Genomic DNA, 18788 nt, shown 5'->3' with positions numbered 1-18788 from the left:
CCCACCCGTGGCGACTCAGGGTATGGCGGCTCGGACCCGGCTCAGGATGCCGGGGCGTCGCCCTCGCGCAGCCAGGTGAGCACGGCCAGCACCCGGCGGTGGTCGTCCCCCGACGGCGGCAGGTCGAGCTTGTCGAAGATCGACGAGACGTGCTTCTCGACCGCCTTCGGGGTGATCACCAGGGCGCGACCGATCGCCGCGTTCGTGCGCCCCTGCGCCATCAGGCCGAGGACCTCGCGCTCGCGCGCGGTGAGCCGCTGCACCGGCCGCGCCCGCCGTCCGGCGAACAGCTGCGCGACGACGGTGGGATCGAGCACGGTCCCCCCGGCCGCCACGCGCTCGAGGGCATCGGAGAGTTCGTCGAGGTCGGCGACCCGGTCCTTGAGCAGATACCCCACGCCGCCGCCGGTGGCGAGCAGGTCCCCCGCATAGGACTCCTCGACGTACTGGGACAGCACCAGGACGGCGGTCCCGGGCACCCGGTCGCGGATGGTGAGCGCGGCACGCAGGCCCTCGTCGGTGAACGAGGGCGGCATCCGCACGTCGACGACGGCCACGTCGGGACGGGCCTCGGTCACGGCTTCGATGAGCGCGTCCCCGTCCCCGACCGCGGCGACCACCTCGCAGTCCGCCTCCTCGAGGAGCCGGATCAGGCCCTCACGGAGCAGGACCGAATCCTCGGCGAGGGCGACGCGCATGGTCCCCGACCCTAGCCGAGCGCGGGTCGGGTCAGGGAATCGTGGCGACCACGCGGGTGCCCGCGCCGTCCGGGCTGTGCACCTCGAGCACCCCGTCCACGCCGGCGAGCCGGTCGGCCAGCCCGGTCAGGCCATGCCCCTTGCCCGGATGCGCGCCGCCGATGCCGTCGTCCGCGACCTCGACCCGCAGCATGCCGCCGTCCAGCTCCTCCACGGTCACCCGCACCGCCGTCGCACGGGAGTGCTTGGCTGCGTTCACGAGCGACTCGGTGACCACGAAGTACGCCGCCGACTCACGGGCGGCGGCAAGCCGCTGACCCGGTTCGAGCCCGATGTCCAGCTCCACCGGGATCAGTGACTGCCCCGCGGCGGACCCGATCGCGGCGCGCAGGCCACGGTCGCTGAGGACGGGCGGGGCGATACCGCGGGAGAGTGTGCGGAGCTCGTCGAGACTCGCCTGGGCATGCCCGATCGCCTCGGCGATCAACCGCTCGGCAGCGTCCGGGTCGTCGGCGGCGAGCCGCCGCTGTGCGGACTGCAGGTCCATGCTCATCCGGACCAGCCGCTGCTGCGGCCCGTCGTGGATGTCCCGCTCGATCCGGCGCAGCGTATCCGCCTCGGCGCCGACCACGGCGGCCCGGCTGCGGGTCAGCTCCGCGACCTGGGCGCGCAGGGCCGACGACGACGTGCCGCCGAGGGTGATCCGTGCGAGGCCGCTGTGCAGGGCGACCATGCCGCGCACCACCCAGGGTGCGGTCAGGAGCAGGAGGGCGCCGAGCACCGTGGTCAGCAGGATGTCGGCCAGTTGGCCGGGGTAGCCGAGCAGGTCCGCGAGATCGGTGCGGCCGCCGTCGGGCAGGTACCGCTCCCAGACGATGTACAGCACGCCCCCGGCGCCGACGACCCACCAGACCACCGTGACGATGAAGGTGAGGAGGGAGACCGGGAAGAACAGCAGCGCGTGGAGCAGGTCCAGCCAGCTCTGCCCATGGCCGAGCCTGGCCAGGAACCGGCGCAGGCCCTTGCGCTCGGTATGGAACGGCAGGGTCGCCGGTACCGGATAGCCGATCGCGGCCAGCCGCGTCCGTTCGACGTTCCCGAGCCCCTGGGCCGCGGCGAGGGTCCCGGCCAGGATCGGCAGGCCGAGCAGCGTGACCAGTAGGCCCGCCCCCAGTGCGATCCCGACCACGAAGACCACGAGTCCGGCGATGCCGAACGGTAGACAGAGGAGCAGGTACCCGCTCTCCCGGGCGGCGCGGCGCAGCAGCGAGACGTGCTCGGGTGCTTGCGGACCGGGGCCGACTGGGGTCTCGAGCGCGGTCATGACGCCACCTTGCCGGTTCGAGCCACCGAAGACCAGCGAGATCCGGTGCGCCGGGCCGCACCCGTGAGCAGGAGCAGCACTCCGACCGCGATCGAGACGACAGCCACGAGGGGCCCGGTGGCGTCCAAGAGCGTCTCGGGGCGGAATCCGCCGATGGTCAGCGCCAGCACACCCGCGCCGACGAGCAGCCCGGCCGTGAGCAGCCGCCCGGCGCCCACGTCCGTGGCGGCCAGGCGGGGCAGCCGGACCCGCTCCAGGCGGGAGAAGATCGTCACGGCCGCGGCGAGGACGACGCTGAGTACGGCCACCCAGGCGGTCACCCCGTCGAACCACTCGGCGCTCAACGGGTCCGGGGTGTCGCGGCCGAGGGCGAGCACCGCGACCCCGGCGACCAGCACCAGGGCGGGCGTGTGCCACAGGTACACGGTCATCGCCGACCCGGAGAACCGGCCCACGACGGCGGCCACCCGCGGTCGCGCGGCCCACGCAGCGATCTGCTCGCGGACGGCGAGCGCAAGGCCGAGCTGACCGACCGCGAGCGCGAGCAGCACCGCCGTCGGGGGGTTCATGTTGGACATCGGGTCACCCGGCAGACCGACCATGCTCAGCGGGTACGGGCCGAAGCCCACGGCCAGCGCCGCCGCGGCGAACCCGAGGGCACCGAGCGCGACCGCGCGCAGCCCGCGGATGTCCCGAAGGCGTCCGTGTCCGTAGTGGATGCCGACCTGATGCACCGCGCCCCAGACGGCGATCACGTTCAGGTAGCCGAGCACGTCCGGCGCCCCGAAGGAGAACCGGAGCACGTCCACCGCGATCGCGACGGCTGCGAAGCCGATCAGCTCGCGGCCACGCAGCGCGTCGGCCAGGCGCACCAGCGCCGGGCTGAGCAAGGTGATCAGGACGTACGCGCCGAGGAACCACAGGAGCGCGCCAACGAGCCGGGCACCGACCGAGACCGGCTCGGCGGGCATCCCGAGGGCCAGCATCAGGTGCGGCAGCGGCAGCCAGAGGGCCGCGAGCCCGAGGACCGGGATCGCCAGGCGCAACAGTCGAGCGGCCACCCAGGCCCGATCGGCGCCGGTGGGGCGCCGGCGCAGGCTCATCGCGGTGGCGGCGCCACCGGCGAAGAAGATCAGTGGCATCACCTGGCTGATCCAGGTCACCACCCAGCCACCGGGGACGGTCAGGGCGTTGCTGGTGACCAGATGGCCGTCGGAGTAGTCGATCACGGGCATCAGCCAGTGCTGGGCGACCACGAGGGCGATCGCGAACAGGCGCAGGACGTCCACGAACAGGTCCCGCGTCGGCGGTGGGCTCGCGGCGGGGGCGAGGACGGGCGGATCAAGCGTTGCGGTCATGGTGTCCAGCCTGGTCGCCGCAAGGTCCGCGATCACTGGTGCCCACCGGCATCTGGACCCGGGGGTTCTCCCTACCTCCGGAGGGGGTGGTCGGTTGTAGGTTGGCCACATGCTCGCGATCGAAGCCCGGGCCGCAGGCGGTCCCGACGTCCTCACGCCCACCGACCGCCGGGCACCGGCGCCCCAGGCCGGACAGGTGCTCGTCCGGACCAGCGGGATCGGGGTGAACTTCTACGACACCTACGTCCGCTCCGGGGTGTATCCGCGCCAGTTCCCGTTCGTGCCCGGCAGTGAGGGCGCCGGCGAGGTGATCGCGGTCGGCGACGGCGTCACGCACCTCTCGGAAGGCCGCCTCATCGCGTGGTCGAGCTCGCTCACCGGGTCCTACGCCGAGGAGGTCCTGCTCGCCGCCGACGCGGCGATCGTGGTGCCCGACGGCGTCGATGCGCACCTGGCCGCGGCGCTGCCGCTACAGGGCATGACGGCGCACATGCTCGTCGACGGCGTCTTCGACGTGCAGCCTGGCCAGGACGTGCTGCTCACCGCCGGTGCGGGCGGGGTCGGGCTGCTGCTCACCCAGCTCGCCGTCGCCCGCGGGGCCCGGGTGATCACCACCGTGTCGACTGCCGAGAAGGAGGCCCTGTCCCGGGCCGCGGGTGCCAGCGAGGTGATCCGCTACACCGACCTCGACGACGTCACGAGCGAGCTCCCCCAGATCGTGCGGGACCTCACCGGTGGCGCCGGCGTACACGTGGCCTACGACGGCGTGGGCAGGACCACCTTCGACGCGAGCCTGGCGAGTGTGCGGCGCCGGGGCATGCTCGTGCTCTTCGGCGGCGCCAGTGGCCAGGTGCCCCCGTTCGACCTGCAGCGGCTGAACAGCTCGGGCTCGCTGTTCGTCAGCCGGCCGACGCTCGGGCACTACACCGCTGACCCGGAGGAGCTCGCCTACCGGTCCGGCGCCGTGTTCGACGCCCTCGCGAGTGGTGATCTGGACGTGCGCGTCGGTGCCACGTTCCCGCTGGCGCGGGCCGCCGACGCGCACCGCGCCCTCGAGGGCCGCGAGACGACCGGCAAGGTGCTGTTGCTGCCCTGATACTTGCATAGTCCTATATGTGCATGGTCCTATAGCTCCATGAGTATGAAGCACGCCGTCCTGGGGTTGCTCGACCTGTCCCCGCTGACCGGCTACGACCTCAAGAAGGCGTTCGACGAGTCCGTCAACCACTTCTGGTCCGGCGACCAGGCGCAGATCTACCGCACCCTGACCGCGCTGGTCGACGCCGGCCTCGCCGAGGTCGAGGTGGTGCCCCAGGACGGACGCCCGAGCCGGAAGCTGCACCGGGTGACGGCCGCGGGCCGGGTGGAGCTCGAGCGCTGGCTGCGCGCCGACCCCGAGCCGGCACCGGCCCGGAGCGAATTCCTGGCCCGGGTGTTCTTCGCACCCGTGCTCGACGACGACGGCGTCCGCGACCTGCTGCGTGCCCGCCGCACCGCCATCACCGCCGCGTTGCAGAGACTGACCGCTCTCGACGAGGCCGAGGGACCGGGCGAGAGCAGGGACGAACGACTGCGGCTGGCCACCCTGCGCAACGGACTGGCCCACGCCCGGGCCGAGCTGGACTGGCTGGACGAGATGGACCGGGAGTTCGCCTGATGCATGTCGCCAGCACCCACGACGGGGCCGGACCGAGTGTGCTGTTCCTGCACGGCGGCAACGTCGCCGGGTGGATGTGGGACGACCAGGTGCGGGCACTGCCCGACCATCACAGCCTGGTGCCCGACCTGCCGGGGTTCGGCGCGTCCGCCGCGCTGGACTGGACGTCCATCGCCGACGTCGTCGACCAGCTCGCCGTGATCGTGGCAGACCGGGCCGACGGCGGTCGGGCCCACGTGGTGGGCCTGTCCATGGGCGCCGTGGTCGGCACCGTCCTGACCGCCCGACACCCCGAGGTGGTGCGCTCCGCGCTGTTGACCGGGGCGCTGCTCAACGGGATCACCGGTCTCGCCCGGCGGCTCAACACCGTGCAGCTGCGGGTGTGGGACCAGCACTGGTACTGGGCCGCGCAGGCACGGCTGTTCCGGCTCCCCCCGGAGTCCGTCGACCAGTTCGTCAGCAACGGTCTGTCGATCCGCGTCGAGAACATGCGGGCCGTGGTGGCCGAGGTCTACGGCGGCCTGCCCGCATCCGATCTGGCGGCGCTGGCCGGCGCGGACGTGCCGGTCCTGGGGTTGGCCGGCGAGCGGGACCTGCGGCCGGTGCGCGAGGCACTGCGCGCGTATCCGAACTCGGCCAACGTCACCACCCGCCTGGTGCCGCGCATGCACCATGCCTGGAACGCGGAGGACCCGGCACTGTTCAACGAGGTGCTGCGGGACTGGCTCACCCGCGGTGCGGTGAACCGGCACCTGATTCCCGCGTGAGCCCAGCCGATCCGATGGCCCGAGGCCCTGGCCCGGAGCCGCTATGCTTCGACACCTCCCCGAGCGACCACGAGGTCGTGTGCTCGCGATCCGATTCTGGTCAGGCCCCGGGGCGGCCGGAAGCAGACCGGACCTGTCACCCGAGCTGCACTTCCGGCTGGACCCGGCTGCCTGACCCGCTCATCGAGGGTGACTCGGAACGTTCTCACCCGACCTGGCCCGCGTGAGCGCGTCGTAGGCATTCATCCGCACCGAGACCTCACCGGACCAGGCCGCGATCAGGTCGAAGTCGCGTTCATCGGAGTGGGTCGCGCCGACGAACCCGATCAGCGAGCGCTCCGCGGTGCCGAGCTTGCTGCGGTCCACCACGCCACCGAAGATCGCGTACCGGCCGCCGAAGTACGGCGGCTGCACGGGCGAGGTGAACGCGGCGCCGAGCGGGTACGGGGTGACGCTCTTCATCCCGGAGGCGAACACCCACACCGGGCGCGGGGCGAACTCCTCGGCGAGGCGGGCTGCGAACTGCCGGGCCGAGGTCAGGATCCGGCCGATGTACACGGCGGAGCCGAGCACGACGCCGTCGTAGGAGTGCAGGGACTCCACCGAGTCGACCGCGAGGACGTGCACGTCGTGGCCGCCCTCGCGAAGCTCGGCCGCAATGGCCTCACCGATCTCGGCGGTGGCGCCGTAGGTGGATGCGATCGCTACCAGGACTCTCATGTATCCAGGGTGCGTCACCGGATCCGGCCGATCGAGGGACCTTGGTCCTCGTCCGGCAGTCGGTCGCGGCCCGGGCGTCGTCGATCTCGCCCGGGCCGCTGGAACCTCGGTTCAGCCGCGCAGCTGCGCGCCCAACCGCGCTCCCGCGAGCGCCACGACGGCGTCGCGCACCCCGGCCGTGTCGGCCGCGGTGAGCGTCCGGTCGGCCGCGCGCAGGCGCAGCGAGAACGCCATCGAGGCCTTGCCCTCGCCCACGGACTCGCCCGTGTAGATGTCGAAGAGGTGGATCTCCTCGGCCAGGTCACCGGCTCCCTCGCGCACGGCGGCGAGCACGTCGGCGACCGGCGTGGCAGCGTCGACGACGAGGGCGATGTCCTCCTTAGCGGCGGGGAACGTGGACAGCGGCGGGACCCGCTTCGGCTCCGTGGGCGCCGCACCGAACAGCTCGTCCAGGTCCACCTCGAACGCGACGGTACGGGCCGGCAGGCCGAGGGCGGCCGTGACCTTCGGGGCGAGCTCGCCCGCGTGGCCCAGCAGGACGCCGTCGGCCGTCGTGAACCGCGCGCACCGGCCCGGGTGCCACGGCAGGTGCTCGGTGTCCGCCTCGACGACGGGCGTGACGTCGACCGCCTGCGCGATCCGGTGCACCAGCGCGATGGCGTCGGCGTGGTCGGCACGCCTGGCGCTGGTGTAGACGCCGGGCGCGACGAGGTTGCCGGCCAGGATGCCGGCCACCCGCTGCGGCTGCGCGGGCACGGCGGCGCGGATCGCGTCCAGGTCCGCATCGCTCGGACGCACCCCGGTGGGCGGCAGCGGCGAGTCGTGGCTCGCCCCGTCGGGTCGGGTGACCAGGCCGAGCTCGTAGATCGCGACGTCGGTCAGCCCGCGGCCGACGTTGCGCACCGCGGCGTCGGCCAGGGTGTCCAGCAGCGACGTGCGCAGGTAGGGCATCGCCTCCGAGAGCGGGTTGGCCAGCCGGACCGACCGGCGCCGCGGGTCCGCCGCCGGCAGCGCGAGGTCGTCGTGACGGGAGGCTGCGATGAACGGGTACGTGAGCACCTGGGTGAGCCCGGAGTCCGCGAGCAGGTTCGCCACCCTCCGGCGTCGCCGTTGCGTGAGGCTCAGCCCACGGCCACCCGGCGGCGCCGGCGGCAGCACCGAGGGCACCCGGTCGTACCCCTGCAGGCGCACTACCTCCTCGACCAGGTCGGCCGGCTCGGTCAGGTCGGGCCGCCACGTGGGCGCGCTGACGACCAGCGCGTCGCCGTCCGCGACGACCTGGGCGCCGAGGGACTCGAGGGTGGCGACGACCGTCTCGGTCGAGTACGCCACACCGGCCAGCCGACCCGGCAGGCCGGCGTCGATCGCGATCGGTTCGGGCGCCGTCGTGCGGTCGAGGTCGGTGACGCCGGCATCCGGCAGGCCGCCCGCGAACTGCACGAGCAGGTCGACGACGCGCTGCGCGGCGACCGCCTGCAGCGCGGTGTCCACGCCGCGCTCGAACCGCTTGGCGGCCTCACTGGGCAGCTTGTGCCGGCGGGCGCTGCGGGCCACCGAGATCTGGTCGAAGTGCGCCGCCTCGATGAGCACGTCCGTGGTCGCGTCCGTCACCTCGGTGTCGGCGCCGCCCATCACGCCGGCGATGCCGAGGATCCGTGAGCCGACGGTGCCGGAGGGGTCCGGGGAGTCCGTGATCAGCAGGTCCTCGGCGTCCAGCGTGCGCGAGACGTCGTCCAGGGTGGTCAGCTTCTCCCCGGCCCGGGCCCGGCGCACCACGATCGGTGCGGCCAGCGTGGCCAGGTCGTAGGCGTGCAGCGGCTGACCCAGGTCGAGCATCACGTAGTTCGTGATGTCCACGGCCAGGGAGATCGGACGCATGCCCGCCTGGCGCAGCCGGGTGGCCATCCAGTCCGGCGTCGGCGCGGCTGCGTCGATGCCCCGGACGATCCGCGCGACGAACCGGTCCGCGCCCGGCACACCGTGGATCGGTGCGTCGTCGGCGAGGTCGACGGCGAACCCGCCGTCGTTGGCGGCCGGCAGGTCCGCCGTCGCGAGGCCGTGGTCGGTGAAGGCGGCTCCGGTGGAGTGGGCGTACTCGCGAGCCACCCCACGCACGCTGAAGCAGTAGCCGCGGTCCGGCGTGACGTTGATCTCGAGGATCTCCTCGCCGAGGCCGAGCAGCTCGATCGCGTCGGTGCCCGGCTCGGGTGCGTCCTCGAGCACGATGATGCCCTCGTGCCCCTCGCCGAGTCCGAGCTCGCTCTCGGAGCAGATCATCCCGTCCGAGACGTGGCCGTAGGTCTTGCGGGCGGCGATCGCGAAGTCCCCGGGCAGCACGGCACCGGGCAGGGCGACCACCACGGAGTCACCCGCGGTGAAGTTGTGCGCACCGCAGACGATCCCCCGCGGCGAGGAGTCGGCGTTGTTGTGGGCGCCGACGTCGACCTGGCACCAGTTGATGGTCTTGCCGTTCTTCTGCTCCTCGGGGATCGCCTCGAGGACCCGGCCGACCACCAGCGGGCCGGTGACGCCGGCGGCGTGCACCGCCTCCTCCTCGAGCCCGACCCGGACCAGGTCCGCGGCCAGCTGCGCGGCCGTGGTGCCCGCGGGGATCTCGACGTGGTCGCGGAGCCAGCTCGGCACGACGTACGGCATCAGCGCTGTCCTTCCTGGGAGAAGCGGATATCGCCCTCGATGATGTCGTGCATGTCCGTGATGTCGTGGCGCAGCATCAGGGCGCGCTCGATGCCCATCCCGAACGCGAACCCGGAGTAGACGTCCGGGTCGACGCCGCAGGCCCGCAGCACGTTCGGGTTGACCATGCCGCAGCCACCCCACTCGATCCAGCCGGCACCGCCCTTCTTCGCCGGGAACCACAGGTCCATCTCGGCGCTCGGCTCGGTGAACGGGAAGAACGAGGGTCGCAGCCGGGTCTTCGCGTCGGGTCCGAACATGGCCCGGGCGAAGTGGTCGAGGATCCCGGTCAGGTGCGCCATGGTCAGGCCCTTGTCCACCGCGAGGCCCTCGATCTGGTGGAACACGGGGGTGTGCGTGGCATCGAGCTCGTCGGTGCGGAACACCTTGCCCGGGCACGCGATGTACACGGGCAGGTCCCGGGTGAGCAGGGCCCGAGCCTGCACCGGAGAGGTGTGCGTGCGCAGCACGAGATGCTCGGCGGCGCTGGCGGGATCGACGAAGAAGGTGTCCTGCATCTGCCGGGCCGGGTGGTCCGGGCCGAAGTTCAGCGCATCGAAGTTGAACCACTCGTGCTCGAGCTCCGGGCCCTCGGCGATCTCCCAGCCCATCCCCACGAAGAAGTCGGCGACCTCGTCCATCAGCGAGTCCAGCGGGTGCCGGGCGCCGAGCGGGGCGCGGTCGACGGGGATCGTCACGTCGACGGCCTCGGTGCGCAGCACCTGCTCGTCGCGCTCGGCCTCGAGCTCGACCTGACGGGCGGCGATGGCGCCGTTCAGGCGGCCACGCGAGGAACCGACGAGTTTGCCGGCCACGGCCTTGTCCGCGGGCGCGAGGGCGCCGATCGCGCGGTTGGCCAGAGCGAGTGGGCTCTTGTCCCCGGTGTGGGCCAGCCGTACGTCCTTGAGCGCGTCCAGGGAGTCGGCGCCGGCGACGGCGTCGAGGGCCGCGGTCAGCGCCGCGCCGATGGCGTCGGCATCGAGCGGGGAGGGTGTTTCGGGGGTGGGCATGCGAACCTTCCGGGGCGTGTGGGGACCACTGGGAGTGTAGAGGTGCCCGCCCCGGGCGTGATGGCTCGGCTCAGATGGCGCGCGCCGGCCCGAGGGCGGGCCGGCTAAATCGACGCATGAGCATGGGCCCATGGTGGCACACCGACCGTTCCGCCCGCGAGGGCTGCCCGGGTTCGCCGTTGCCCGACCGGTCATAGGTTGCTAGCATTCTCGCATGACAGACGAGAAGGCCGCGAAGGCCCAGTTCAACGTCTACCTTCCGCCGGAACTGATCCGGGCGGTCAAGCACCGCTCGATCGACGACGGCCTGAGCCTGTCCGCGTTCGTCCAGCGCGCGCTGGAGACCTACCTGAGGGAGCACGACCGATGAGCCTGCGCGTCCGCCCGATCCAGTACACCGCCCACCCCGAGGACTGGGTCGCCCTGGTCACCGCGCTCGGTGGCGAGCGCGTGCGCGACGATGGCGACTGGCGGCTGTTCGCCCTCGCCGGCGGTGGCGTCGCCATCCACGGCATGCCCGACGGCGATCCTGCGGTCGGCCGGATCGAGCTGCGGTTCGTGGTCGCCGACCTGGACGCGGCGCTGCGCGCCGTGACGCCGGCACTGATCGAGCTCGGCCTGAGCGCGAGCGTGACCACCGAGGACTTCGGCCGCTACGCCGCGGTGACCGCGCCCGACGGCCAGCACGTGTACCTGGACGAGAACTCGGACCTGGTCGGCCGGGTCGCCGGGACCGGGTCGGGCGACCTCGCCCCGGCCGAGGTGCTCCCGCTCTGGTACACCGGGGACGTCCCGGGTGGCGCGCGTGTGCTGACGGCACTCGGTCTGAGCACTCGGATCCGGTCCGACTCGGGCGAGTGGGTCGACCTGTCCGCGCCGGGTGGTGGGCTGCTGGCCGTCCACGGCGACGCCCGGACCGGTGCGGTGCTCTCCTTCGAGCATCCGGACGTGCGGGCCCTTGCCGAGCGCCTGGGCGACGCGGGCATCGCGGCGGACGTGGTCGACGAGAACTACGGCCTGTCCCTGCGGATCGCCAACCCGGACTCACCCGAGGAGCTGCGCGCCCGGATCTGGGTGAACCAGACCCAGGAGGACCTGTACGGATACCAGCGGCTCGGCTGACACCGCGAGACCCCGCCCGAAATCACCTTGCCGAACCCGGACGCCGGGAGCAGTGTCGAGCCATGGTCACGGTCGACGAGGCAGATCAGGGACTCCCCGAGCGGAAGTTCGGCTGGTGGGACATGTGGGTGCCCGAGGACGAGGACCCACGCCAGGACGGCGCCTTCGAGAACAGCGAGCGCGCCATGCTGCTCGGCTTCCTCAGCGACTACCGCCTCACCCTCGAGATGAAGTGCGCCGGCCTCGACCCGGCCGGTCTCGCGAAAGCGTCGGTGCCGCCGTCGGATCTGTCCCTGCTGGGACTGGTGCGCCACCTCGCGGGCGTGGAGCGGAGTTGGTTCCGTCGCATCCTCGCGGGTGAGGACGTACCGGCGCCCTATGTGGTCGACGGCGTCGACACCGAGTTCAGCGGTGCCGTCGCCGATCCGGCCGTGGTCGAGGAGGCCTGGGCCACCTGGCGCGGCGAGGTGGCGAACTCGGAGGCGTTCGTCGCCGCCCACGCGGACCTCGGCTGGATCGGTGCGGACGGGCAGACCCCGTTGCGGCGGGTCCTGATCCACATGATCGAGGAGTACGCCCGGCACTGCGGGCACGCAGACCTGATCAGGGAACGCGTGGACGGTCGCGTCGGGCAGTAGCAGGAGCCGTGGCCCAGTCGCCCACCGGTCGTACCCGCGCGTCCTCCCAGGGTGTGAGGCGATGCTGCGCGCACGCGTGAGAACCTTGAGGGGTCAAGGGCGATCACCGCACCAGCCGTCCCGTCGCCGCCCGATCCTCGAGGAGCTCCATGCCCGCGCTGCACCACCTGCCCATGCAGGCCGTCGACCCCGCCATCGAGTACGACGGGTTCATCGGGTGGGTGCTCTCCCTGATGACGATCGCGGGTGAGGTCGGCGTGGGTCTCGCGGTGCTGATCGAGACGTTCTTCCCACCGATCCCGTCCGAGGCGATCCTGCCCGGCGCGGGTTTCCTCGCCTATGAGGGCCGGATGAGCTTCTGGGGCGCCCTGGTCGCGGCAACGCTGGCCGGCCTGATCGGCGGCTGGATCTGGTACGGCCTCGGCGCCGCACTGGGCCGCAGCCGGACCCGCTGGATCTTCGAGAAGATGCCGCTCGTGGAGGTCGCAGACTTCGACAAGGCCGAGAAGTTCTTCTCCCGCTGGGGTGGCGTGGCCGTGTTCACCGGCCGGTGCGTGCCACTGGTGCGCTCGTTCATCTCCATCCCGGCCGGGATCGAGCGGATGAACCTGTGGAAGTTCTCTCTGTACACGTTCGCCGGGTCGCTGCTCTGGAACGGCATCTGGATCGGGCTGGGCTACGCGTTCGGGCCGGCGATCAAGCCGGTGCTCGAACAGTGGAGCGGGGTCATCTCGAACCTGGTGCTGATCGCGATCGCCGGCCTGATCGTCTGGTTCGTCATCGTCCGCCTTCGCAAGCGCGCCCGGCTGGCCCACGAGGGTGGCACCGTCGGCGCCGGCACCACCACGGACGAGGACGTCGAGGACCCCACGAGGTGAGCGCCGCCGTCGTCTGCTGCGGCCTGACGACGATCGACGTGACCCAGGTGGTCACGGCCGTCCCGACCACGAACCAGAAGGTCGTCGCCCGCGCCACGCGGGTACACGTCGGTGGGCCGGCGGCGAACGCGGCGCTCACCGTCGCGGCCCTGGGCGGGCGGGCCACGCTGGTCACCGCGCTCGGCGCCTCCACGCTCGGCGACCTGGCCCGCCACGAGCTCGCGGCCGGGGGCGTCGAGGTCGTCGACCTCGCGACCGACGACGGCGCCCCGCCGGTCTCCACGGTGCTGGTCACCGAGGCCACGGGCGAGCGGGCCGTCGCCTCCACCAACCACGACGGCGCCCGGGTGCTGCGCGCCCCGGACGAGTCGGTGCTCGACGGCGTCGGGTGCGTCCTCGTCGACGCTCACCTGATGGCGGCGTCCGTCGCGCTCTGCGCGGCCGCCCGCGCCCGCGGCGTGCCCACCCTGCTCGACGGCGGCTCGGACAAGCCGGGCCTGCCCAGGCTGTTGGCGCACCTGGACGCCGCCGTGCTGTCCGGGGACTTCCGGCTCGGCGACGCCGACCCGCGAACCGCCGCAGAGCTGCTCGACGCCGTCGCCGCGCACGGGCCCGGCGTCGTCGCCCAGAGCCACGGCGCCGACGCGATCGACTGCCTGCTCGACGGCGTCCGGCACCGCATCGAGGTCCCGCACGTTCCCGCGGCAGAGGTCGTTGACACGCTCGGCGCCGGTGACGTGCTGCACGGGGCCCTCGCGCACGGGATCGCCTCCGGCCGGGCCTGGCCGGACGCCCTGGCGGAGGCCGTGCGGACGGCCAGTGGGTCGGTCCGATACCCCGGGGCGCTGGGTTGGGCCGGCCGTCGACCCGCGTCGGACGAGACCGGCCGCGCATCGTCGGTCCCGGGCACCTCGGACCGGTCGGAACCGACCGACTGACTCGGTGGCTTCCGGACTGACTCGGCACAGTCCGCGAGGAGGTCTCGCCGACCGCAGCGCCCCCGGTGGCCGCGCTGCGAGACGCGTTGGCGACGTGCCGCGACCGGGAACTACGCTGGGCGCCATGGCCACCGAACCCGCCCCCATCTCGTTCGCCCGCGGCGCCCCCTCCCTCGACATCATCGACACCGAGGGTCTTCGCGCCGCCGCCGATCGTGCGTTCACCAACGACCCGGCCGGCACCTTCGCCTACGGCACCTCCGTGGGCTACAAGCCGCTGCGTGCCTGGATCGCCGAGCGGCACGGGGTGACCGAGGATCAGGTGCTGGTCACGAACGGGTCGATGCAGGCGGACGCGTTCCTGTTCGAGACGCTCGTCTCCGCCGGTGACACCGTCGTGGTGGAGCGCCCCTCCTACGACCGCACCCTGCTCTCCCTCAAGGGCCGGCAGGCGGACCTGCGCGCCATCGAGCTCGAGGAGGACGGCGTCGACGTGCGTGGGTTCGCCGACCTGCTCGCCGGCGGCACCGACGTGCGCCTGGCCCACCTGATCCCGAACTTCCAGAACCCGGCCGGGTACTCCCTCTCCGGCGACAAGCGCCGCGCACTGGTGGCGCTGGCCCGCGAGTACGACGTCACGATCTTCGAGGACGACCCGTACGTGGAGCTCCGGTTCTCCGGCGAGACCCAGCCAACGATGCTGTCACTGTCCACCTCCGGCGAGGTCGTCTACGCGTCGTCCTTCTCCAAGACGGTCTGCCCGGGCATCCGGGTCGGCTACCTGGTCGGTGACGAGGAGTTGATCGCCAAGATCGCCAAGCTCGCCACTGGCACCTACATCTCGCCGAACATGGTCGCCCAGTCGATCGTGAACGAGTTCGTGCGCGGCGGGTCCTTCGAGACCTCGATCGCCACCGTCAAGACCGCCCTCGCCGAGCGCGCCGCGCGACTGGGCGACGGACTGCGCACCCAGCTCCCGGACGCGAGGTTCGTGGACCCCGAGGGCGGCTACTTCCTCTGGGTGGAGTTCCCGGAAGGCACCGACGGCGACGCCCTGTTCGATGCCGCCGCCGCCCGTGGTCTCGCCATCGTCAAGGGCAGCGACTTCCTGCTCGACGGCGCGAAGAACTCGATCAGGATCGCCTACTCGGGCGTCACGCCGGACGAGATCGACGAGGGCGTCACCCGGCTCGCGCAGGCGTACGCCTCCCTGCCCGGCTAGGAGGCATCGCCGAGGGTCGCCTGCCGTTCCTCACCCTCGCCTGTTCCGATCTCCCTCACCCGGGGCACTCCGCTCCCCCGGATGAGGGAGTTCGCACGACCCAGGGAGCCCCGATCGTGGAAGCACACGATCGAAAGGGCTCCTCATGTCTCAGACTTCACCTCCCACCACGTCGCGGGCGACGGCGCCGACTGCCCGCGACCGGCCGACCCGTTGGGCGTTGCTGTCCTCCCTCGTGGTCGCGCTGCTCACCGGCTGGCTGCTGCTTCGTCCGGATCTGAACGCCTTCCTCCTGCCCGACGGCGCGCTGGCCCGAGCCTGGCTCTCCGGGCCCGACCTGACGGCGTCGTTGTGCGCCCTCGCGGCGGTCGGAGGGCTGGTGGCCCTGCTGCAGCTGGCCTTCCCGCACCAGCGACTCCTCGGACGGATCGTCGGACCGGTCGCGGCGATCCAGGTCGTCGTGTTCGCGGTGCTTGCCCAGGGCAGCGGCACACTGAGCACGTTCGGGTACCTGGTCTCCCTCATGGTGCCGCTGATCCTGGTCGGCCTCGGCATCCAGGTGTTCCGGACCCGGCCGGCCGCGCGGATCGTGGTGGCCCTCGCGGCCGTGGCCATGGTGGTCCTGATCCTCATCGGCCGGGACGTGGTGGTCACCTACGCCGGCTTCATCTTCCCGGCGCTGCTGGCGCAGACCTGGTCGATCCTGGCGGTGCTGCTCACCCTTGGCTCGGGCGTGGCCTGGGCGGCTGTGCTGGTGTCCCGATGGTCGCGCACCGGCTCGCTGCGGCGGGCGACGGCGTGGGTGACCAGGCACCGTCGGCTGTTCACGGCACTGGCTGCGCTCGGTCCGTTGCCGTACGCACTGATCCGCCTCACGTGGCTGACGCCCTGGCCCCAGCTCGGCAGCGATCAGGCGCTCGACCCGGCGGTCCGCCTGCAGGGTCTGCTGCTCAGTTCGGGTGCGTGGCTCGGTTTCGTCCTCACCCTCGGGCTCATCGCCCGCTGGGGCGAGGTGTTCCCGCGCTGGTTCCCGGTACGCGCCGGACAACCGGTCCCGCCGCTGTTCGCCATCATTCCCGGGGCCACCATCGCGCTCATGCTCTGCGGCGTCGCGATCCCGGTGCTCGGCATGATCGGCATCGCCGGCGCCGTGGTCTTCCCCGCCTGGTTCTGGGGCCCGATGCTCGCTCTGGCGGTCTGGGGCTACGCGGGGCACCGGTACGGGATCGACCGGCCTGCCGACCTGGCTCGTGTCGGGGCCGACCTCTAGGCTCGCAGCCATGGCCACGACGGCGAAACACCTGGACCTGCCCGGAGGAGACGGTGCGCGCTCGGTGCGCATCTCCTCGCCCGATCGCGAGATGTGGCCGGGCATCACGAAGTGGGACCTGGCGCGCTACCTCGCCGCCGTGGCCGATGGCTTCCTGCGGGCGGTCGGCGACCGGCCGGTGACCCTGCAGCGGTTCCCGCAGGGCACAGACGGGGAGGAGTTCTTCTCCAAGAACCCTCCCAAGGGGGCCCCGGAGTGGGCTCGAACGGTGATCTGCACCTACCCCTCCGGGCGCCAGCACCCGCAGCTGGTCATCGACGAGATCGCCACCGCCGTGTGGGCCGTGCAGATGAACACGGTCACGTTCCACCCCTGGCCGGTGCGCACCGCGAACGCCGACAATCCCGACGAGATCCGCATCGACCTGGACCCGCAGCCCGGCCGGTCCTTCGCCGACGTGGTCACGGCGGCGTTCGCGCTGCGGGACCTGATGACCGAGCTCGGGCTGACCCCGTGGGTCAAGACGAGCGGGAACCGGGGGCTGCACGTGTTCGCCCGGGTCACGCCCGATCACGAGTTCCTGGAGGTGCGGCACGGCGTCATCGGGATCGCCCGGGAGCTGGAGCGGCGACTGCCGGAGCTGGTGACCACCGCCTGGTGGAAGGAGGAACGCGGGGAGAAGATCTTCGTCGACTTCAACCAGGCGAACCGCGACCGCACCATCGCCGCGGCCTACTCCCCCCGGCCCCTTCCGGGCGCTCCGGTCTCCATGCCGGTGCGGTGGGAGGAACTGTCCGAGGTCAGCACCGCGGACTTCACCGTGCTGACGGTGCCGGGCCTGCTCGAGGACCACGGCGACGCGTGGGCCGGGATCGACGACGCCGTCGGCACGTTCGAGGCCGCGCTCGGCCTCTGGGACACCGACGTCGCGAACGGCCTCGGTGAGATGCCGTTCCCGCCCGAGTACCCGAAGATGCCGGGCGAGCCGCCAAGGGTGCAGCCCTCCCGCAAGAAGATGGAAGGCTGAGCCGGACTCACCTCGGCTAGGAGGCGGCCCCCCGGTGTCGGCGGGAGATCTCCGCGTACCGCGAGGCGCTCCCAGCGAGCCCGGCGATCTCGTCATCGGTGAGCTCGCGGCGGACCTTCGCCGGCACACCAGCAACGAGCGAGTGCGGCGGGACCACCGTCCCCTCCAACACGAGAGCACCGGCGGCCACCAGTGACCCGGCACCGATCACGGCTCCGTTCATGACGGTCGCGCTCATGCCGATGAGGCAGCCGTCCGCGACGGTGCAGCCGTGCACCACGGCGGCGTGACCGACGGTCACTCCGTCGCCGATCGTCGCCGGAAAGTCCGGGTCGGCATGCACCACCACGTTGTCCTGGAGATTGGTGCCCGAGCCGATCCGGATCGGTGCCAGGTCGCCACGAACGACCGCGCCGTAGAACACGCCGGTCCGCGCGCCGATCCGCACGTCTCCGATCAGGGTCGCGGTCGATGCCACGAACGCGGTCGGGTCGATCTCGGGGTGGACGCCATCGAGCGGGACGAGGTGGGCCATCCCGGCACGGTACTCCGATCGTGGGACGGGCCCGAGCCCGGGCGTCACCGATCGAGGTCGATCGCGATGACGGTGGCGCCGGGTGAGCCCTCGGTCGGGCCCGCGAGCCGACCCGAGTACTTCGCGAACCAGGCGGCCTGCGCCCGGCGGCTCTCCTGCTCGTCCGTCACGAGCCTGGCCCGTCCGGCCAGACGGGCCCGGCGATAGCCGACCTCGACAGCCGGCTGGGCCCGAACGTTGCGGACCCAGTCGGTGCCGGGTCCCCGTGCGAGTACGAACAGGGTGTCCTCCTCGAGCACGAACCACACCGACACCACGTGTTGGCGCCCGGTCCGCCGACCCGTCGTGACGAGTCGGCAAGAGGCCGCGCCGGCCAGACCGGCGCGGCCCCCGCTCGCACCGGTCACGAAGCGGGCCAGCGGATCCAGCAGTACACGCTCGGGTCGCTGTAGACGCGGACCTGTTCGGTCTCGGCCGGGCAGCCGGCCTCGTCGTCGGTGTCCTCGAGGATCGCGGCGAGCTGGTACCCGGAGTCCTCCTCACAGTCGGCGAGCCCGGAGAAGTCCGTCCAGGCACAGTCGCCGACTGCGCCGAGCAGACGCAGGCAGACCGACTTCCCATCGTCCTCGAACGTCAGGTAGATGTCGCCGTCCGGCTGGTCGGCGCAGACTGTGCCGTCGGTGGTGTCGGCCACCGCGAGCACGGACCACTTCGCCTCCGCGTCGGCGCACTCGACGACGTTCATGTCGTCCGCGCTGCTGGCCTCGACCAGGCAGTCCCCGGCCACCGCCGTCGTCGGACCCGAGCCGCTCGAGCAGGCCGCTAGCGTCAGCACCAGGCCGAGCAGGAATGTCATCACCACGCCACGTCGCGCCGTCTTCATCACAGGGCCCCCGCATTCGCTTCCGAGCGGGCCGCCGATGGCCCGCG

Annotated in this window: 20 protein-coding genes; 11 read left to right on the top strand and 9 right to left on the bottom strand. The window is 72.3% G+C overall.

Going from position 1 to position 18788, the window contains the following annotated elements:
• Positions 1-41: 41 nt before the first annotated feature.
• Genes GKS42_RS10235 through GKS42_RS10225 form a run of 3 tightly spaced genes read right to left on the bottom strand, consistent with a single transcriptional unit; the run spans position 42 to position 3380 of the window.
• A complete protein-coding gene (locus tag GKS42_RS10235; RefSeq protein WP_154793728.1) occupies positions 42-698 on the bottom strand; it encodes a response regulator transcription factor in 657 nt (218 codons plus the stop codon).
• A 31-nt stretch (positions 699-729) separates the two neighbouring features.
• Positions 730-2022, bottom strand: a complete 1293-nt coding sequence (locus GKS42_RS10230) for a sensor histidine kinase (RefSeq protein ID WP_154793727.1) — start codon at positions 2020-2022, stop codon at positions 730-732.
• The gene (locus GKS42_RS10225) at positions 2019-3380 is read right to left on the bottom strand and encodes an acyltransferase family protein (protein WP_154793726.1); all 1362 of its coding nucleotides are present in this window, start codon (positions 3378-3380) and stop codon (positions 2019-2021) included. The genes GKS42_RS10230 and GKS42_RS10225 overlap by 4 nt, the downstream gene beginning before the upstream one ends.
• 109 nt (positions 3381-3489) lie before the next feature.
• Between GKS42_RS10225 and GKS42_RS10220 the strand changes: the two genes are divergently transcribed.
• Genes GKS42_RS10220 through GKS42_RS10210 form a run of 3 tightly spaced genes read left to right on the top strand, consistent with a single transcriptional unit; the run spans position 3490 to position 5804 of the window.
• Positions 3490-4476 (top strand): quinone oxidoreductase family protein, encoded by a 987-nt coding sequence (locus GKS42_RS10220; protein ID WP_154793725.1) that lies wholly within the window; start codon positions 3490-3492, stop codon positions 4474-4476.
• 39 nt (positions 4477-4515) lie between these two features.
• Positions 4516-5037 carry a PadR family transcriptional regulator gene (locus GKS42_RS10215; RefSeq protein WP_154793724.1) on the top strand — a complete coding sequence of 174 codons (522 nt, stop codon included), beginning with the start codon at positions 4516-4518 and terminating at the stop codon, positions 5035-5037.
• Complete coding sequence (locus GKS42_RS10210; RefSeq protein ID WP_154793723.1) at positions 5037-5804, top strand: alpha/beta fold hydrolase; 768 nt, start codon at positions 5037-5039, stop codon at positions 5802-5804. The genes GKS42_RS10215 and GKS42_RS10210 overlap by 1 nt, the downstream gene beginning before the upstream one ends.
• 180 nt (positions 5805-5984) lie before the next feature.
• On the opposite strand, the gene GKS42_RS10205 is transcribed toward GKS42_RS10210, so the two are convergent.
• The 3 genes from GKS42_RS10205 to pheS form a co-directional block, all read right to left on the bottom strand.
• Complete coding sequence (locus GKS42_RS10205; RefSeq protein WP_154793722.1) at positions 5985-6524, bottom strand: flavodoxin domain-containing protein; 540 nt, start codon at positions 6522-6524, stop codon at positions 5985-5987.
• A gap of 111 nt (positions 6525-6635) precedes the next feature.
• Positions 6636-9179, bottom strand: a complete 2544-nt coding sequence (pheT, locus tag GKS42_RS10200; protein WP_154793721.1) for a phenylalanine--tRNA ligase subunit beta — start codon at positions 9177-9179, stop codon at positions 6636-6638.
• Complete coding sequence (pheS, locus tag GKS42_RS10195) at positions 9179-10228, bottom strand: phenylalanine--tRNA ligase subunit alpha (RefSeq protein ID WP_154793720.1); 1050 nt, start codon at positions 10226-10228, stop codon at positions 9179-9181. The genes pheT and pheS overlap by 1 nt, the downstream gene beginning before the upstream one ends.
• 214 nt (positions 10229-10442) lie before the next feature.
• Here pheS and GKS42_RS10190 point away from each other — a divergent pair, with 214 nt between their 5' ends.
• From GKS42_RS10190 to ligD, 8 genes are all read left to right on the top strand, one after another.
• Entirely contained in the window at positions 10443-10598 is a 156-nt protein-coding gene (locus GKS42_RS10190; RefSeq protein ID WP_154793719.1) for a ribbon-helix-helix domain-containing protein, read from the top strand.
• The gene (locus tag GKS42_RS10185) at positions 10595-11350 is read left to right on the top strand and encodes a VOC family protein (protein WP_154793718.1); all 756 of its coding nucleotides are present in this window, start codon (positions 10595-10597) and stop codon (positions 11348-11350) included. The genes GKS42_RS10190 and GKS42_RS10185 overlap by 4 nt, the downstream gene beginning before the upstream one ends.
• A 62-nt stretch (positions 11351-11412) precedes the next feature.
• Positions 11413-11988, top strand: coding sequence for a DinB family protein (locus tag GKS42_RS10180; RefSeq protein WP_210769351.1), 576 nt, complete (start codon positions 11413-11415; stop codon positions 11986-11988).
• A 149-nt stretch (positions 11989-12137) separates the two neighbouring features.
• Complete coding sequence (locus GKS42_RS10175) at positions 12138-12866, top strand: DedA family protein (protein WP_154793717.1); 729 nt, start codon at positions 12138-12140, stop codon at positions 12864-12866.
• Positions 12863-13804, top strand: a complete 942-nt coding sequence (locus tag GKS42_RS10170; RefSeq protein ID WP_154793716.1) for a PfkB family carbohydrate kinase — start codon at positions 12863-12865, stop codon at positions 13802-13804. The genes GKS42_RS10175 and GKS42_RS10170 overlap by 4 nt, the downstream gene beginning before the upstream one ends.
• 124 nt (positions 13805-13928) lie before the next feature.
• Positions 13929-15026 carry an aminotransferase-like domain-containing protein gene (locus tag GKS42_RS10165; protein WP_154793715.1) on the top strand — a complete coding sequence of 366 codons (1098 nt, stop codon included), beginning with the start codon at positions 13929-13931 and terminating at the stop codon, positions 15024-15026.
• 145 nt (positions 15027-15171) lie between these two features.
• A complete protein-coding gene (locus GKS42_RS10160) occupies positions 15172-16296 on the top strand; it encodes a hypothetical protein (RefSeq protein WP_154793714.1) in 1125 nt (374 codons plus the stop codon).
• Positions 16297-16306: 10 nt separating this feature from the next.
• On the top strand, positions 16307-17323 hold the full coding sequence (gene ligD / locus GKS42_RS10155; RefSeq protein ID WP_154793713.1) for a non-homologous end-joining DNA ligase: 1017 nt from the start codon (positions 16307-16309) through the stop codon (positions 17321-17323).
• 16 nt (positions 17324-17339) lie between these two features.
• On the opposite strand, the gene GKS42_RS10150 is transcribed toward ligD, so the two are convergent.
• The 3 genes from GKS42_RS10150 to GKS42_RS10140 are packed head-to-tail and all read right to left on the bottom strand — an operon-like array spanning position 17340 to position 18741.
• On the bottom strand, positions 17340-17858 hold the full coding sequence (locus GKS42_RS10150; protein ID WP_154793712.1) for a gamma carbonic anhydrase family protein: 519 nt from the start codon (positions 17856-17858) through the stop codon (positions 17340-17342).
• Between the two features lie 44 nt (positions 17859-17902).
• On the bottom strand, positions 17903-18265 hold the full coding sequence (locus GKS42_RS10145; protein WP_210769350.1) for a nitroreductase family deazaflavin-dependent oxidoreductase: 363 nt from the start codon (positions 18263-18265) through the stop codon (positions 17903-17905).
• Positions 18262-18741: an LppU/SCO3897 family protein gene (locus GKS42_RS10140; protein WP_154793710.1), complete on the bottom strand. Its 480-nt coding sequence runs from the start codon at positions 18739-18741 to the stop codon at positions 18262-18264. The genes GKS42_RS10145 and GKS42_RS10140 overlap by 4 nt, the downstream gene beginning before the upstream one ends.
• Positions 18742-18788: the final 47 nt, after the last annotated feature.

The sequence above is a fragment of the Occultella kanbiaonis genome (assembly GCF_009708215.1).
Lineage (GTDB): Bacteria > Actinomycetota > Actinomycetes > Actinomycetales > Beutenbergiaceae > Occultella > Occultella kanbiaonis.
This window is presented reverse-complemented; position numbering and strand designations above follow the sequence as displayed.

Coding starts and splice junctions, on each gene's coding strand:
- GKS42_RS10235 (WP_154793728.1), bottom strand. CDS start 698: ATGCGCGTCGCCCTCGCCGAGGATTCGGTCCTGCTCCGTGAGGGCCTG.
- GKS42_RS10230 (WP_154793727.1), bottom strand. CDS start 2,022: ATGACCGCGCTCGAGACCCCAGTCGGCCCCGGTCCGCAAGCACCCGAG.
- GKS42_RS10225 (WP_154793726.1), bottom strand. CDS start 3,380: ATGACCGCAACGCTTGATCCGCCCGTCCTCGCCCCCGCCGCGAGCCCA.
- GKS42_RS10220 (WP_154793725.1), top strand. CDS start 3,490: ATGCTCGCGATCGAAGCCCGGGCCGCAGGCGGTCCCGACGTCCTCACG.
- GKS42_RS10215 (WP_154793724.1), top strand. CDS start 4,516: ATGAGTATGAAGCACGCCGTCCTGGGGTTGCTCGACCTGTCCCCGCTG.
- GKS42_RS10210 (WP_154793723.1), top strand. CDS start 5,037: ATGCATGTCGCCAGCACCCACGACGGGGCCGGACCGAGTGTGCTGTTC.
- GKS42_RS10205 (WP_154793722.1), bottom strand. CDS start 6,524: ATGAGAGTCCTGGTAGCGATCGCATCCACCTACGGCGCCACCGCCGAG.
- pheT (WP_154793721.1), bottom strand. CDS start 9,179: ATGCCGTACGTCGTGCCGAGCTGGCTCCGCGACCACGTCGAGATCCCC.
- pheS (WP_154793720.1), bottom strand. CDS start 10,228: ATGCCCACCCCCGAAACACCCTCCCCGCTCGATGCCGACGCCATCGGC.
- GKS42_RS10190 (WP_154793719.1), top strand. CDS start 10,443: ATGACAGACGAGAAGGCCGCGAAGGCCCAGTTCAACGTCTACCTTCCG.
- GKS42_RS10185 (WP_154793718.1), top strand. CDS start 10,595: ATGAGCCTGCGCGTCCGCCCGATCCAGTACACCGCCCACCCCGAGGAC.
- GKS42_RS10180 (WP_210769351.1), top strand. CDS start 11,413: ATGGTCACGGTCGACGAGGCAGATCAGGGACTCCCCGAGCGGAAGTTC.
- GKS42_RS10175 (WP_154793717.1), top strand. CDS start 12,138: ATGCCCGCGCTGCACCACCTGCCCATGCAGGCCGTCGACCCCGCCATC.
- GKS42_RS10165 (WP_154793715.1), top strand. CDS start 13,929: ATGGCCACCGAACCCGCCCCCATCTCGTTCGCCCGCGGCGCCCCCTCC.
- GKS42_RS10160 (WP_154793714.1), top strand. CDS start 15,172: ATGTCTCAGACTTCACCTCCCACCACGTCGCGGGCGACGGCGCCGACT.
- ligD (WP_154793713.1), top strand. CDS start 16,307: ATGGCCACGACGGCGAAACACCTGGACCTGCCCGGAGGAGACGGTGCG.
- GKS42_RS10150 (WP_154793712.1), bottom strand. CDS start 17,858: ATGGCCCACCTCGTCCCGCTCGATGGCGTCCACCCCGAGATCGACCCG.
- GKS42_RS10140 (WP_154793710.1), bottom strand. CDS start 18,741: ATGAAGACGGCGCGACGTGGCGTGGTGATGACATTCCTGCTCGGCCTG.